11 protein-coding genes are annotated in these 14844 nt (G+C 49.4%); 6 read left to right on the forward strand and 5 right to left on the reverse strand.

The window, feature by feature from the left end; translation table 11 throughout:
• The first annotated feature begins 1 nt into the window (after position 1).
• The gene (locus BM412_RS07090) at positions 2–6529 is read left to right on the forward strand and encodes an S-layer homology domain-containing protein (RefSeq protein ID WP_091215655.1); all 6528 of its coding nucleotides are present in this window, start codon (positions 2–4) and stop codon (positions 6527–6529) included.
• Positions 6530–6625: 96 nt separating this feature from the next.
• On the opposite strand, the gene BM412_RS07095 is transcribed toward BM412_RS07090, so the two are convergent.
• Positions 6626–6904 carry a YxcD family protein gene (locus BM412_RS07095; protein WP_091215657.1) on the reverse strand — a complete coding sequence of 93 codons (279 nt, stop codon included), beginning with the start codon at positions 6902–6904 and terminating at the stop codon, positions 6626–6628.
• Between the two features lie 3 nt (positions 6905–6907).
• On the reverse strand, positions 6908–7339 hold the full coding sequence (locus BM412_RS07100) for a hypothetical protein (RefSeq protein ID WP_091215659.1): 432 nt from the start codon (positions 7337–7339) through the stop codon (positions 6908–6910).
• A gap of 131 nt (positions 7340–7470) precedes the next feature.
• On the opposite strand from BM412_RS07100, the gene BM412_RS07105 reads away from it, so the two are divergent.
• Positions 7471–7989 (forward strand): DUF309 domain-containing protein, encoded by a 519-nt coding sequence (locus BM412_RS07105; protein ID WP_218163126.1) that lies wholly within the window; start codon positions 7471–7473, stop codon positions 7987–7989.
• Positions 7990–8074: 85 nt separating this feature from the next.
• Here BM412_RS07105 and BM412_RS07110 read toward each other — a convergent pair whose 3' ends face one another.
• Complete coding sequence (locus BM412_RS07110) at positions 8075–8647, reverse strand: beta-class carbonic anhydrase (RefSeq protein WP_091215663.1); 573 nt, start codon at positions 8645–8647, stop codon at positions 8075–8077.
• A gap of 55 nt (positions 8648–8702) precedes the next feature.
• Entirely contained in the window at positions 8703–9023 is a 321-nt protein-coding gene (locus tag BM412_RS07115; protein ID WP_091215664.1) for an iron-sulfur cluster biosynthesis family protein, read from the reverse strand.
• A gap of 118 nt (positions 9024–9141) precedes the next feature.
• Between BM412_RS07115 and BM412_RS07120 the strand changes: the two genes are divergently transcribed.
• A complete protein-coding gene (locus BM412_RS07120; protein ID WP_091215666.1) occupies positions 9142–10653 on the forward strand; it encodes a carboxypeptidase M32 in 1512 nt (503 codons plus the stop codon).
• A 60-nt stretch (positions 10654–10713) separates the two neighbouring features.
• Here the strand turns inward: BM412_RS07120 and BM412_RS07125 are convergent, their stop codons facing one another.
• Positions 10714–11568, reverse strand: coding sequence for a helix-turn-helix transcriptional regulator (locus tag BM412_RS07125; protein ID WP_091215667.1), 855 nt, complete (start codon positions 11566–11568; stop codon positions 10714–10716).
• 134 nt (positions 11569–11702) lie between these two features.
• Between BM412_RS07125 and fabF the strand changes: the two genes are divergently transcribed.
• From fabF to BM412_RS07140, 3 genes are all read left to right on the forward strand, one after another.
• Positions 11703–12938: a beta-ketoacyl-ACP synthase II gene (fabF, locus tag BM412_RS07130; RefSeq protein ID WP_091215669.1), complete on the forward strand. Its 1236-nt coding sequence runs from the start codon at positions 11703–11705 to the stop codon at positions 12936–12938.
• 128 nt (positions 12939–13066) lie between these two features.
• Positions 13067–14059, forward strand: coding sequence for an aromatic acid exporter family protein (locus tag BM412_RS07135; RefSeq protein WP_091215670.1), 993 nt, complete (start codon positions 13067–13069; stop codon positions 14057–14059).
• A 122-nt stretch (positions 14060–14181) separates the two neighbouring features.
• The gene (locus tag BM412_RS07140) at positions 14182–14736 is read left to right on the forward strand and encodes an outer spore coat protein CotE (RefSeq protein WP_090978422.1); all 555 of its coding nucleotides are present in this window, start codon (positions 14182–14184) and stop codon (positions 14734–14736) included.
• Positions 14737–14844: the final 108 nt, after the last annotated feature.

Consider the following 14844-nt stretch of genomic DNA (forward strand, 5'->3'; position numbering starts at 1 on the left):
AATGATTACCAAGAGGTACAAGCGATACAAGAGATGGATCGCCAGCCTTCTACTAGCAAGCCTGTTAACGAGTCTCATCTCTTCGGCAGGCATTACTGCAGCAGCTGATGCCAACACGGTACCAGAGTTGTTCGTATCTGAGATTCACCCTGATGTGAGCGGTGCGGACGATTATGAATTTTTCGAGGTGTACAATAACTCCAACAAAACGCTGCGTCTGAACGACTATACCTTCTTGTATCGATATCCGACCAGTACACCGGATATTCAGTTTACCTTTGGCGAGAAGTCGCTCGCTCCCGAACAAGTCATGGTCTTCTGGTACAATAATACGGGTAAAACATTGGCTGATTTTAACACGAAATATGGAGTGAGCCTTGCTGCCAGCCAAATCGTGGAGGTTGCCGGAACCTTGTTCGCAGGCTTTCATAATACCAATGACCGAACGATTGCCATCAGAAACAGTCAAGGCGTTGAAATATCGAAATCCGGGTATACGGCTGCAACCGATATTGCTGCCGGGCTCGGTGACCACTTTAAACTGCCGGCAAGCGGCACGCAAACGGATAAATTTGCAATCAAATCAGCTCCGACGCCGGGTACGCTGGCGGCAGAGCAAATTCCGTCCGTTCGCTATGAATTCCCGGATATACCGGTTAATGAGGCTCCAATTATTGACCATACTCCGGTCACGCATGGGACAAGCAGTGAAGATCTTACGATAACGGCGCAAATCACCGATGCGGACGATACGCCAACCGCAGCGCTCTATTATAAGAACAAATCGGATGCCGATTATGCTTCTGTGCCCATGGGGAATACTGCGGGAACTGCTGTATTTACAGGCGTTATCCCCAAAGCGGCTTTAACAAGCGCTGAGCTGCAATATTATATCCAAGCTGCGGATTCCACCCATAACATCAAATCCGCAATAAATACGGTAGCCATCGAGCAACAAAACTTCGATTTCAGTAAAGTACCGGTATTGCTGATCACCGAGCTTGTTCCGGATACAACGAATGCAGCCGGTGTCGATTCGGATGCCTATGAGTTTGTAGAACTGTACAATAATACGACTCGTCCGATCTCGCTCAAGGATTATCAGCTTATTTACCGTTATACAAATTCTTCGACTCCCGACGCTGTTTGGTCTTTGCCGGCATCGGCGGTCATTCAGCCGCTCAGTTCGTCCGTGTTCTGGATTATGAACGGCGTCAACACTGCCCTTACTGCAGCTGATTTTAATGCCAACTATAAGACTTCCCTTGTAGAAAACACCAACTTATTCAAGATTGATGGCGGCGGCGGTATGTCTAATGGCGGCATGCGCAAAATCATCGTTGCTTCCAAGGCAGGCAAGGAAATTGCCGAGGCCTTCTATGAGACCGATGCTCAAACAGATGTTGATAAAGGGATTTTCTATCAATATCCAACGGATGGAACCAATCGCATGAGCTTGAAATCCGCAGCCGTGAATGCAGCAACTCCGGGCTCAGCGGAAGCGGAGCTGCTTCCTGCACAGCCCGCGCCTGCAGTTAATCAACTGCCTGTTATCGAGCATGTGCCCCCCGCTACAGGAAGCATCGATAACGATCTGACGATTCTCGCAACCATCGCAGACCCGGATAATCAGACGCTGTCGGCAACTCTTTATTATAGAGTTGGCGAAGCAGTCGACTATCAATCGGCAGCCATGGCAACAGGAGAAGAAAGTCAGTTCTCCGCAACGATTCCGAAAGAAGCGTTGACCGATACGGCGCTTCAATACTACATCCAGGCGTCAGATGGCGTGGATACAGTGAAGACCAGTACATTCACGGTCTCGATCGAACATGGCAATGTTGATTTTAACAAGCTGCCGCCGCTTATGGTAACGGAGATCGTTCCGGACTCTACCAACGTAGGAACAGGGGACGGTTACGAATTTGTTGAGGTTTATAACAATACGGATCAAACGATCAATTTCAAAAACTACAAAATCCAATATCGTTACACCGATTCCGGACCGGATGCCGATGTCGTTTGGCCGACGGCTTCAGAGGAATTGCTGATTCCTTCGAAGAAAACGATGGTGTTCTGGGTAATCAACAGCCAGAACAAACAATCAACAATCGATGATTTTAATAAGCTCTATGGCACAAACCTAGTCGAAGGGACCGACATTGTCAAAATGTACAGTGACGGTATGGCTAACGGCGGCAAACGGGGGATTGTGGTTGCTTCAAATACGAAGACGGAAATCTCCGCCGTTTATTATGACAACGATGCAGAAACCGTTGCGAATAAAGGGATTTTCTACAAATATTCGCCCGCCGGAAGCACGCAAATGATTAAATACAGTGCCGGTATAGATGCGGCTACACCTGGGAAGGTCGCTCCCGTTCAAGTGCCGATTATTCCTGTTAAACAGCCCGCAGATACAACAAACCCGACTTTTAAAGATTTAACGGACATTACCGAGATTGATAAGGCCAAAAATCTGCAAATCAAAGCGGAAGCAAATGATGAGAACAAGGTGAAATCGGTGGCGCTCTATTATAAGAGCAACCTCGATAGCGTCTATACGAAGCGTTATTTGGAAGAAAGCTTCGCGGATACGCTTTATCACTATACGATCTACTCGCCGGAGTTGATCGGACGGAATTACTTGGAGTATTACTATGTGATTTCGGACGGCAAGAACGAGGTGACTTCGGAGAAGTATCGTGTAAATGTAACAGGCAATTCCGATCATTCCAGCTTGCGCCTGAATGTGAAGGACGGAGACATACTTGCTGGTACAAAGGTTCTGAAGGGTACTTCTGAGAGTGCTCCTGCTTCATCGCTGCACTTGTCCGTCGATCAGACGGAAGTAAGCGCTGGAACTTATGCAGCCGTTGAGCAGGATGCGTATTTCGCATTCGAAGCAAACGGAGTCAACTACTACTTTAAGAACGGCGTTGCGATCGGCAAAGAAGCGCTTTACATTTTTGAAGATCCAATTAATAGCTATACGACGTTAACGGTGCCAATTGCGGCTGAGCGCTTAAAGGCAGGCAGCAATATCATCTCGATTCGCGCGGGTACGAAAGCGTCGCCGTTTGATGATCGCGCAGAAGAGAATAAAGATGATTTTACGGTCCGTAATGTAAGACTTGTGTTCGCAGACGGCACCGAAATTTTCGATGAGCGTTACAAAAACCGCGATACGGTTATCCCCATGGGAGACAGCGCGGGTAAATTCCCGGTGATGGACTTTAACTTTGCTATCCCGGATGCGCTCTTAGCTTCCAAGGCTTACGCTTTGGACACGACAAAGCTGCATGATGGCGAGCATGCGATAACCGTTGGCCATTCGCAGCTGGGCGAGAAGACCGTAACGGTCAAAGTCGACAATACCGCACCATCGATCACTACCTCCTTGGAGGAGGGGAAAATGTACCGTGGTCCGTTTGCCATTGATGCATCCGTGCAAGATGCGCTGTCAGGGCTCGATAAAGTAGAGGTATGGCTGGATGAAGCGCCGATCACCCTTCCTTATAAGACTTCGTCCAAGGATTTGACGGCAGGTAATCATGTAGTCCTTGTCCATGCTACCGATAAAGTCGGCAATATGGCACAGAAACAAGTAACCTTCTCCGTACCGGCGGAAAATCCGACGAAACCTGAATTGGTAACGCCTGCTTCCGGTTCAACGGGAATTGACCGCAATCCCGTTCTGACCGTTAAAGTTGCAGATCCAATGAATGACAGTATGAAGGTTTCGTTCTTCCAAGGCTTTAAGTATGACGCTGCCAGTCAGGGCGATTTCCAAGGCTTCCGCAATGCGGCAGATGTTGAGCCTCCGAAAGAAATGGTTCCTGCCGGCGAAAGCGCGATGACGCCAGAGGATTACGATAAGATCAGCGCGACTGACGGGCAATATTTGATCGACGATTCAACGGAACAATTTCCGTACCAGCGGTTCCAGGTTCAGTTGGATGCTTCGGTGAAAGATACCGATAAGGTTGAATTAAGCTGGAAAGGAAATTCCCTTGAAGGCCGTAAAGTCAGTATGTACGTATGGAGCCCGGCAGAGTCGAAATGGAAGAGCGTAGATTCCAAGATTGCCGGGGCAACTGATTTTACACTTGGAGCATGGGTAACTGCCGGCGAGTATGCAGCCGATCATTCGCTTCAGGTTATGGTGCAGGATGAGCTGCCGGTATCGCAGGAGAAATTTGATTTCTCCTTCGCGTGGATGTCGGATACGCAATATTACTCCGAGAGTTACCCGCATATTTATGAGGACATTGTCAACTGGATTGCGGATAACAAAGAGTCGCAAAAAATCAAATACGTTATCCATACCGGGGATATCGTAGATGAGGCGGATAAGGAAATTCAATGGGAAAGGGCCGATGCGGATATGAAGGTGCTGGAGAATGCCAACATACCATATGGCGTTCTGGCCGGTAACCATGACGTTGACCATCAGCTTGGCGCTTATGATTATTATTGGAAATATTTCGGCGAGAAGCGCTTTAAGGATCAGCCGACATACGGCGGTTCGCTCGATAACAACCGCGGCCACTACGATCTCGTTTCTTCCAACGGGAATGATTTCATTATGGTGTACATGGGTTGGGGCGTCCGTGATTCGGATATCGACTGGATGAATGAAGTGCTGGCCAAATATCCGAATCGCAAGGCGATTCTGAACTTTCATGAATTCCTGCTCGTGTCGGGCAACCGTGCACCGATTGCAGATAAGATTTTCGAGAAAGTGGTAACAAAGAATAAGAATGTATTTGCCGTATTGTCGGGCCATTATCATAATTCCGCTTTGCTCGTCGATGAGCTCGATGATAATAACGACGGCGTGAAAGATCGTAAAGTCTATCAAATGCTATCGGATTATCAAGGCGGACCGGAAGGCGGCCAAGGGTATATCAAGCTGCTTCAATTCGATATGGCGAACGACAAAATGTACGTGAAAACGTACTCGCCATACCTCGACGATTACAACTACTATGATCCGAAAGATTACCCGAACAAAGACGAATTTACGCTGGATGTTGATTTGACAGCGCAGGTGAAGCGGGTAGCAACGGATTACATGGGTGTCAACGTGTATACGGACCAGCTCATAGGCAAAGTGAATGAAGCAACAAGCGGTGAGCAGGCCGGAGTAACTTGGAGCAATCTGGAAGCCAATAAGAAGTACCAGTGGTATGCGTTAGCGGAGGATGCCTATACCGGACAAGGTTTGTCCAATATTTGGAGTTTCACGACAGGAACGACGGGAAATAATCCGCCGGTGGTAGTAGTACCTCCTGCTCCGCCCAACTCAGGTCCAACGCCTGTAAAAACAGACGATGGCGTTACCGTGCTGGGCGAACTGAACGATGGGAAGCTTACCGTTCCTGCCGGGACAATTACTAAAGCGATCGAGTTGATGAATAGTCAAAGCGATCATATCGTTCATATTAAGACTGAAACCGCTGTGCAGGCTGTAAATGCGGAGCTGCTTGTCAAAGATCTGACTGATGCGTTGAAGCTTAAAGCAGATCTGACGGTATCGATCGATATTGGCGGAGCAAGTTATAATCTCCCGCTGGATGTACTTGATTTGGCCAAATTAGCAGCTGCATTTGGTGCTGATGCGAAGCTCGTCATCTCGATCGCACAAGCAAGCGGCGCTGCGGCGCAGCAAGTGAAGGACGCGGCAGCTTCAACCGGTGTAACTTTAATTGGCGCACCTGTTGAATATACCGTAGCTGTACAAGCAAACGGGAAGACCCAGGAGATTAACCAATTTGGCAGCACCTACATCTCTCGGACCATCGTTACGTCGCAGCAGCTTGATCCAAAAACAACTACTGCGGTAATGTACAATCCGGAGACCGGAGAGTTCACCTTCGTGCCTTCATCATTCAAGACGGTTGGCGGCCAAACGATCGTTACCATTCAGCGTAACGGAAACAGTATTTATGCGATTGAGCAGCTGAGCAAAACGTTTAGCGACGTGAGCAAGCACTGGGCACGCGCTGATATCGAACTAATGGCTTCCAAGCTGATCGTTAGAGGAAGCAGCGGCGATCAATTTGGTCCGGATCAGGCGATTACGCGCGCAGAGTTTGCAGCCATGATCGTTCGCGCTCTGGGCATGTCGGAAGTGAAGACTGCAGCGGGATTAAGCGACGTCCTCATTCAGGACTGGTTCGCAGGAGCAGTTGGAGCAGCGGTAAAAGCCGGACTCGTCAAAGGTTATGAAGATGGCAGCTTTAAACCGAATGCTTCCATTAACCGTGAAGAAATGGCGGTTATTATAGCTCGCGCCATTGCGTTTACGGGCAAACAGCCTAGCGGGGCTGAACAACTGTTGGATATGTTCAAGGATAAAGCAGCTATTGACAGCTGGGCGAAGCAGCCAGTAGCTCAAGCGGTTGAAGCAGGCATTATCAATGGAATGAGCAATGGGAACTTTGTTCCACGCAATAAGGCGACCCGTGCGGAAGCGGCGGTTATGCTGAAGCGACTGCTGAAGTACGTGGCATTTATCGATTAAGTGAAATGAAAAGAAGTCAGCCGGATTTTCCGGCTGACTTCTTTATTTTTGTTTGAAAAAACGGGATCGGCGCATTAGCACCGATCCCGCTTGATTTTAGTCCTCAATATCCGCCCAGAACTCTTCGTCCGCATCCAGCGTAATTTGCGAACGGAACTTCCGGAGTTGATATTGCTTTAGCAAATATTGCTCGATGGCTTCCAGCAAATTCGCTTCCACCAGATATTGGCCGCGTCCTTGAACCCAAACCTCCGCCGTATAGCCGTATTCTTCGTCCCATGACAGTTGTGCTTCAACATCCGTCGGAGAGACGCCTCTACGTTCTGCCATATGGAGGCAAATAGCGTTTATGATCTCGTCCGTGTAGATTCTCATAACTTAGTAAGGTCTCCGTTGATCGGGATGAGCCGGCTTGCGGCGATTCTTGAAGTAATGGAATATACCCCGTATCGCGACGATGACAATATAGATTGCAATCACATTAATGATTAATCCGAACATGTCGCCGAGGAATCCCAGATTACCGAACATGCCGCCGAACAATAGACCCGCAAGTCCACCGATCATGAGCCCTTTCATAAAGCTTCCGCCGCTGAAAAACCCGCGTTTACCTGTTGTTGCCGCCCCTGCTTTAGTCGTTCCGCTTGTCCCGCCATTGCTTTTGGTTACATTGTCAGCAGGCTTGGATGGGGTAGACGTATAGCTCTTCTTCGGTGAGGAAATTTTACCTCTCGGCTTAGCATCAACCGCCCCTGCGCTGAATGCGAAAAAAAGCGCGAAAGCCATCAGCATTAATAAACCCTTTTTCATCTGTAAGTCTCCTCCTGATATGCTGCAAAGACAGCTGATATTGCCAATCAGTACAATTACGTCTAATATAATCAAAGGTTTCAGTTTTCATTCTCTTTTTACGAATGATTTTACGGAAATGGGGGATAGCGATGCAATTGAAGCAATATCCGGCGGCATATGAGTCGTTTTTGTACGAGTTTCATGCGACACGGGATTATTTTGAATGCCATGAATTGCTCGAGGAATATTGGAAGGCGCAGCCCGGCGACTTGCTCGGTTCGATCTGGGTAGGGCTCATTCAGATTGCAGTAGGATCCTATCATCATAGAAGGCACAATAATCGCGGGGCGCTCAAGATTTTGCGGCAAGCCGAGAAGCGGTTGGATGCACAGCTGCTGAACGAAGTCGGACTAAACGGCGAGCAACTGATTGCGATGATAGCGGAGAGAATCGAGGCTATCGAAGATTCTTTGCCATTTACAGATATGAATTTGCCGATTGTCGATTCGGAATTGCACGCTCGAAGCGTAGTGGCAGCGGAGCGGGAAGGGTATGTCTGGGGGGCGCCGAGCCGAATGGATGAAGCGCTTATTAGTCGCCATACGCTTCGTGATCGAAGCGATGTCATTGCCGCACGCGCTGCCGCAGCGAAGGAGAAGAAGCGGTAGGCACCCTATAGAAAAAGCTTAGCGATCAAGTTCTGCACAGCATGCGGCAGGCTTGTCAGCTAAGCTTTTTTCGATTACTAATGATTTATTCAGCAGCAGGTTCGTAGCCGTTAACGACCAGATCCAGCTTGCCTGTTTCCGGATGAATGATCAAGCCATGCACCGGTGTTTGGGCAGGCAGCAAAGGATGATTCTTAATGATCCCCACGCTGCGCTCAACGCTGTCTTGCACGTTATCGAAGCCAGTCAGCCAGCGCTCCAGGTGCATGCCCGAGTTGCGAAGCGTACGAATGGTTTCTTCAGAAACACCGCCTTCGAGCATATGCGAAATGACCACTTCCGGATTGAGGCCTGTCATCCCGCATTCGTGATGTCCAATCACAACGACCTCATCAGCCCCAAGCTCATATACGGCAACGAGAATACTCCGCATGATGTTCCCGAATGGCTGCGTCACAATGGCACCGGCGTTCTTAATAATCTTCGCATCGCCATTGCGCAAATTGAGCGCTTTCGGCAGCATCTCAGTAAGTCTGGTGTCCATGCACGTAACGATGACCATCTTCTTCTGTGGGAATTTATCGGTCAAATATTTCTCATACTCACCGTTGGCAACAAATTGTTCATTAAAGGCTAGAATGTCATTGAGTCTATTCATTCGTTTCCCTCCATCCAATTATAAGAACAAGGTTTTCTCTATTTTGTAAAACGTCTTACACTTTCATGAACCGCAGATTGGCGGTATAAATCTGGCTGTCGCTCTTCAAGCTGAACGAATGGCGCGCTTCATTATAATCAATCTTGAGGTTTGGCTCGAAGAACACCTCATACCGGGGCTCGTACCATACGGAATAGGGAGTTCCGCTGCCTAATCGATCGTCCGGATGTGTTTGCTCGAGTAGCTGCAAGGTGGGTACGCCGCTGACGACGCAGCCGCAGCCTTCCGTGTCGTACAACAATTTGAGATGTTTGCTGCCGCCTTGCATATAAGGAGACAATTGCTCGATCGCAGATGAAGTAAATGAAAATTGCATGTCAAATCTCCTTTCATAGAGGTTGCGTGCAAAGCCAGGATTAGGTTGATTATACGGTTTGCAAAAAGTATGATCAAGTAGTAGCGTCTAAACGTTATGGAAAGGTGATGACATTTTGATGACAAATAGCACGAAAGAATTGGAATTGTTTGTAGAACGGATTGGACTAATTAAAAGTTACGAGGAGTCAATTGCCCTGCTCTCGTGGGATTTACGTACCGGCGCGCCGCGTAAAGGAATGGATGTTCGTTCGCAATCGATCGGTAATTTGTCCGGTCAAATGTTCAAGCTTGCTACTGCCCCGGAGCTCGGGGAATGGCTGACAGCACTGGAAGAGCCGAGTACTTATGAAGGACTGAATGAGGTTCAAAAGCGGCTGGTTACGGAAACCCGTAAGGATTATGATCGCAGCGTGAAGATTCCGCCTAAGATGTATCAAGATTATGTGGTGCTGACCTCGCAGGCGGAAACCTTCTGGGAAGAAGCCAAAGTGAACAACGACTACGCGTCGTTCGAGCCCTATCTGGATAAGATCATTACATACACGAATCAATTCATCGACCTGTGGGGCGTAAAAGGTACACGCTACGACACGCTTCTGGATATGTATGAGCCGGGAATGACCACAGAAGAACTGGACCATGTGTTCGGGGGTCTCCGCGAGAAGCTGGTACCGCTCGCTGCAGCCATCGCTGCATCGCCGCATCAACCGGAAACGGGTTTCCTGAAGCAGACTTACGCGAAGGATGCGCAGAAGAAATTCAGCACCTTTATTTTGGATCAAATGGGCTTTGACTTCAACGGCGGCAGACTTGATGAAAGCGCGCATCCGTTCGCAACCGGGCTAAATCCGGGTGACGTTCGGATTACGACACGTTATCTCAACGATGATGTGACCAGCGCGTTGTTCGGCACGATCCATGAAGGCGGACATGCGTTATATGAACAAAATATCCGTCAAGACCTGATCGGCACAACGCTCTGCACGGGTACGTCGATGGGCATCCACGAATCGCAATCCCGCTTCTGGGAAAATGTAATCGGCCGCAGCTTAAACTTCTGGAGCCGATACTATGGCGACTTGCAAGAGCATTTCCCGAATCAGCTTGATGTGCCGATGGAAGATTTCTACCGCGCAACGAATGTCGTGCAGCCTTCTCTCATTCGCATTGAAGCGGATGAGCTGACCTACAACCTGCATATTATCATTCGTTACGAGATGGAGAAGCTGATCTTTAATGAAGGCGTGAAAGCATCCGAGCTTCCAAAGCTATGGAATGAGAAATATAAAGAATACCTGGGCATTGAACCGCCAACGGATGCGGAAGGAGTTCTTCAGGATGTGCACTGGTCCGGCGGAGCATTCGGTTATTTCCCATCCTATTCCCTCGGAAACATGTATGCTGCTCAAATGACGGAAACCTTGGAACGCGAAATGCCGGACTTTTGGGAAAATGTCGAGAAAGGCAATCTGCATCCGATTAAAGACTGGCTGACAGATAAAGTGTATCAGTATGGGAAACTGAGAACACCATCCGAACTGATCAACGACATTACAGGTAAGCCGCTTGATCCGGATTACTTGGTTCGTTATTTGGAGAAGAAATACACGGCTATATATAAGCTGTAGGTTTGAGACCGCTGCTTGCGAGAGATCGCAGGCGGCGGTTTTTTTGTGCCTCAGATAGCGCTACTCCGTCTCTGCAGATTCTCTGGCCATAAGCTGCTCCAATTTTCTCTCGGTCATGGAGTCCGGAGCCGGCGTGTAGATGCTGCAGCGCAGATCGGTTTCGCCATGAACCTGCAAGGAGGTTAATTGGAAGAGCATCTTGCCCGCCTTAGCGTGACGGAATTCGATAAGTACCTCCGGAGCGGCGCTTACCTGGCTTTTCTCCCACAGCGCGGCAAAGTCCGATTGTGTCTGCTTCATGCGGCCGAGGAAATGCTCATACCATTCATCGTCGACGTACTGCCCGTAATAAGCACGGAAAATAGCAAGGAAACCGCTGACGAAATGCTCCCAATTCCCTGCCAGCCTTCTAAATTCCTGACGCTCAAACAAAAGTGCGATCATATTTCGCTCAGAGGGAGGAAGCTGCTCGAAGTTCATGAAGACATGGGAGGCCGCCTCATTCCAGCCGACGATCTGACAGTGCCGATCCGAGATAATGGTAGGACAGCTGCGCAGCTCCTGCAGGATGCGGCGCAGCGAAGGACTGATTTGCGCGGTTTCCTCCAGTACGCTGCTAAGCCCGGTCCCGCTTTCGAGAGCTAAGGCATATAAATATTTTCGCTCATCGGAAGTTAATCGCAGCGCCGTCGCTATCGCATCCAGCACGGACATGGAGGCTTTAATGTCACGTCCTTGCTCAAGCCAGGTGTACCAGGTATGACTAACGCCGGCCAGCTGCGCGACTTCTTCTCTGCGAAGGCCGGGTGTCCTTCTGCGTCCGCCTGCCGGTAATCCGACCGCTTCCGGGGATAACGAGGTGCGCTTCGATTTGAGGAACGTTGATAGTGCTTGCAGTCGGGATCGATTGTTCAATGATCATCACTCCGTCTTCAAATGATGCTGCTAGTATGGTGTTAATTATACTAGGATAAACGACAACTTGTAATAGGATAACGAATATGACACCATAGCATCACAAGAGAGAATACCAAGGAGGTAGTCGTACGATGGAACGAGTAGTTGTAACCGGAATGGGGATTATATCGCCGCTGGGTTCTGATATAGATACCTACTGGCAGGCGTTAGTTCAAGGGCAGTCAGGAATTAGGCCGATCGATCGCTTTGATGTTACGCGTCATAAAGCGCAAATTGCCGGTACGGTGGTCGATTTTGATGCGGAGGAGCTGTTCGGACGCAAGGAAGCCAGACGCATGGATCGTTTCTGTCAGTTCGCTCTTGCTGCTGCGGATCAGGCGTGGGCGGATGCAGGATTGCAGAAAGAAGAGGTAGACGCGGAACGCGTTGGCGTGTATGTAGGCTCGGGCATCGGCGGGATCGAAACGCTGCTTCAGCAGGATGCCGTACTGCATGAACGCGGACCTGAACGCGTGAGTCCTACGTTGGTGCCGATGATGATATCAAACATGGCAGCGGCTATGATCAGTATCCGTTATGGGACACATGGTCCGACGCTCTCTCCGGTGACTGCGTGTTCCATTGGCAATACCGCTATTGGTGAAGCGTTTCGGCTGATCAGAAGCGGAGCAGCAGATGTAGTGATTGCCGGCGGCGCAGAAGCAGCTATCACGGAAATCTCATTAGCCAGCTTTGGCAATGCGACCTCCTTGTCGACGCGCAACGATGAGCCTCACAAAGCAAGCCGGCCGTTCGATCAAGGCCGTGACGGTTTCGTGATGGCAGAAGGCGCAGGCATCGTGATCTTGGAATCGGAATCTCATGCGAAGCGGCGAAATGCGCGTATTCATGCGGAGATTATCGGTTATGGCGCAAGCTCTGATGCATATCATATGGTAGCCACCCATCCGGAAGGGTACGGACCTTATCTGGCCATGAAAGCTGCGCTTCGCGAAGCTGCTGTCGATCCTGATCAGGTGGATGTGATATTTGCGCATGCGACCAGCACGCACATTGGCGACCTATCGGAAACGATTGCGATCAAGCGGGTATTCGGCGAGAATGCCAATCAAATTCCGGTCTCTGCGATCAAATCGATGACAGGTCATATGCTGGGCGCTGCAGGCGGCGCACAAGCGATTGCCTTAATGAAGAGTCTTCAGGAGGGCATCATCCCGCCTACGATTAATCAGGAGAATCCGGATCCGGAGTGCGATCTGGATTATGTGCCGAATCGTGCAAGGCAAGCTGACCTGCAAATCGGCGTTAGTAATTCGTTTGGTTTTGGCGGACATAATGCCGTTGTCGTGTTCAAGTCCTATAGTTGACTAGCCTCTTACCAGAGGGGTACGATAGTGTCAAAATGAAGCTGGGACTTACTCGTCGCTGTATCTCGATCTAGGAGCTGCTTGTGGGGGAGCATGTCAGTTATCGGCTATCGGACTAAGGAGTAATCATGGGAATCCGGGTTATCAAAACAGCTGTTGCGGCGCTTGCCGCTTTATATACGGCACACTATCTTGGTCTAGACCCGCCGCTGTCGGCGGGTTTGCTTGCTATCCTCGGTGTAGAAGTCACTCGGATGAAAGGGCTGCGAAGCGCTTTTGACCGATTCATGGCTTCCGTGCTCGGTTTGTTCTTTGCTTCCTTATTATTTATGCTGCTCGGCTTCCACCTCTGGACGATCTCGCTCTTCGTGCTGTTTGCTTTTCCGATCTTGTCGCGGTTTCATCTTAAGGACGGTATCGTAACGAGTGCGGTCATTGTTTTTCACGTCTATGCGAAGGAAGAAGTTACGACTGCGTTGATCGGCAACGAAATTATGCTGCTGTTGACCGGCTTAGGCTGGGCAACCGTCATTAATTTCCTGTATATGCCTAAGGAAGAGCATAAGCTGGTTGAGCTTCGGCATGTGACGGAGGAGAAGTTCGGCCGAATATTTCAAACGATGGCAGCGACACTACGCACGCCGTCCCTTGTATGGAATGGAGAAGAGCTGCTCGAAGCGGGGCAGGCGATTGAGGAAGGCATCCGGCGTTCGGAGATCGCCCGCGAGAATCGGGTATGGGGACAAGGAAGCGCGTACAGCCGCTATTGGCCGAATTATTTTGACATGCGTCAGCAGCAGTTGGACTCCATCAGTTTGATGTTAACGCAATTGGCGCTGGTCTATGAATCATTGCCGCAGGGCGAGCTGGTCGCGGAGCTGTTCGAGCATTTGGCGGACGATGTGAAATCCGAAGTATACGAGGGAAAAGTCGATGAGATGCGTTTGAAGCTGGAATCCCGTTTCCCTACAATGCCGCTTCCCATAACCCGAGATGAGTTCGAAATGCGTGCGGCGCTACTGCATGTGGTGCATGAGCTCCGGCGCTATCTCTCCATCGCAAAACGGCTCAAAAAACAAAAAAACAGCCTGAAGGCTGCCGCGCGCGAAGCAAACGTATAATGAATTCTGCTAATAATATGAATTAGCCTATAAAATTTGTACATGTCAAAAAGAAATAGTCACCCTAGACGAATGTCCTGCATACACTTTAATTGAATGATTGTATGGAGGAGGTTAGATCGATGGCTTATGCAGATAAACAGCTTAAGGCTAGAGAAATTATTACCAAAGCTGTCTGCGGCAAAGGTCGTAAGTTTTCCACAGTAACTCATAACGTTACGCCGCCTCATCACCCAACCAGCATCTTGGGCGCTTGGATTATTAATCACCAATATGAGGCGGTCCGTTCCGGAGACGGGATCGAAGTTATCGGTACTTACGATGTCAACATCTGGTATTCTTACAACAAAAACTCGCAGACTGACGTAGCGAAAGAAACATTATCCTACGTCGAACATGTGCCGCTCTCCTATCTCGATCCGAAGCACCGGGCTTCGACCGAGGAAGTATCTGCGGAGTCAACGCAAGAGCCGAATTGCATTGAAGCTAACATTTCGTCCAGCGGGAACAGCGTCGTTATTCGCGTGGAGCGCGAATTTGCGGTCGTTCTGGTTGCTGAAACGAAGGTGTGGGTAGCTACTTTGCCGGGTGGTTCGGATGACGGCAAAGATTACGATTACGGTGATGATGGTGACTTTGAAGATTTGGATCCGGAGCTGCTCGACGACGAACTGTAATTTTAGCGGGTTACAGTTAGGTTAGTGTATCGTATGCGAGAGCGGGGAAAGATTCGAGGGCGAGAGCCCTCTTTTTTTTCGAAAAATATAGGAATACATTTGTTCGTT

The organism is Paenibacillus sp. BC26, assembly GCF_900116125.1.
Taxonomy (GTDB): domain Bacteria; phylum Bacillota; class Bacilli; order Paenibacillales; family Paenibacillaceae; genus Paenibacillus_Z; species Paenibacillus_Z lignilyticus.

What these genes read in the sequence shown, in the direction of transcription:
- BM412_RS07140 (WP_090978422.1), top strand. Translation starts at nt 14,182, where the DNA reads ATGGCTTATGCAGATAAACAGCTTAAGGCTAGAGAAATTATTACCAAA.
- BM412_RS07115 (WP_091215664.1), bottom strand. Translation starts at nt 9,023, where the DNA reads ATGCAATTTTCATTTACTTCATCTGCGATCGAGCAATTGTCTCCTTAT.
- BM412_RS07095 (WP_091215657.1), bottom strand. Translation starts at nt 6,904, where the DNA reads ATGAGAATCTACACGGACGAGATCATAAACGCTATTTGCCTCCATATG.
- BM412_RS07105 (WP_218163126.1), top strand. Translation starts at nt 7,471, where the DNA reads ATGCAATTGAAGCAATATCCGGCGGCATATGAGTCGTTTTTGTACGAG.
- BM412_RS07090 (WP_091215655.1), top strand. Translation starts at nt 2, where the DNA reads ATGATTACCAAGAGGTACAAGCGATACAAGAGATGGATCGCCAGCCTT.
- BM412_RS07120 (WP_091215666.1), top strand. Translation starts at nt 9,142, where the DNA reads ATGACAAATAGCACGAAAGAATTGGAATTGTTTGTAGAACGGATTGGA.
- BM412_RS07110 (WP_091215663.1), bottom strand. Translation starts at nt 8,647, where the DNA reads ATGAATAGACTCAATGACATTCTAGCCTTTAATGAACAATTTGTTGCC.
- BM412_RS07135 (WP_091215670.1), top strand. Translation starts at nt 13,067, where the DNA reads ATGGGAATCCGGGTTATCAAAACAGCTGTTGCGGCGCTTGCCGCTTTA.
- fabF (WP_091215669.1), top strand. Translation starts at nt 11,703, where the DNA reads ATGGAACGAGTAGTTGTAACCGGAATGGGGATTATATCGCCGCTGGGT.
- BM412_RS07100 (WP_091215659.1), bottom strand. Translation starts at nt 7,339, where the DNA reads ATGAAAAAGGGTTTATTAATGCTGATGGCTTTCGCGCTTTTTTTCGCA.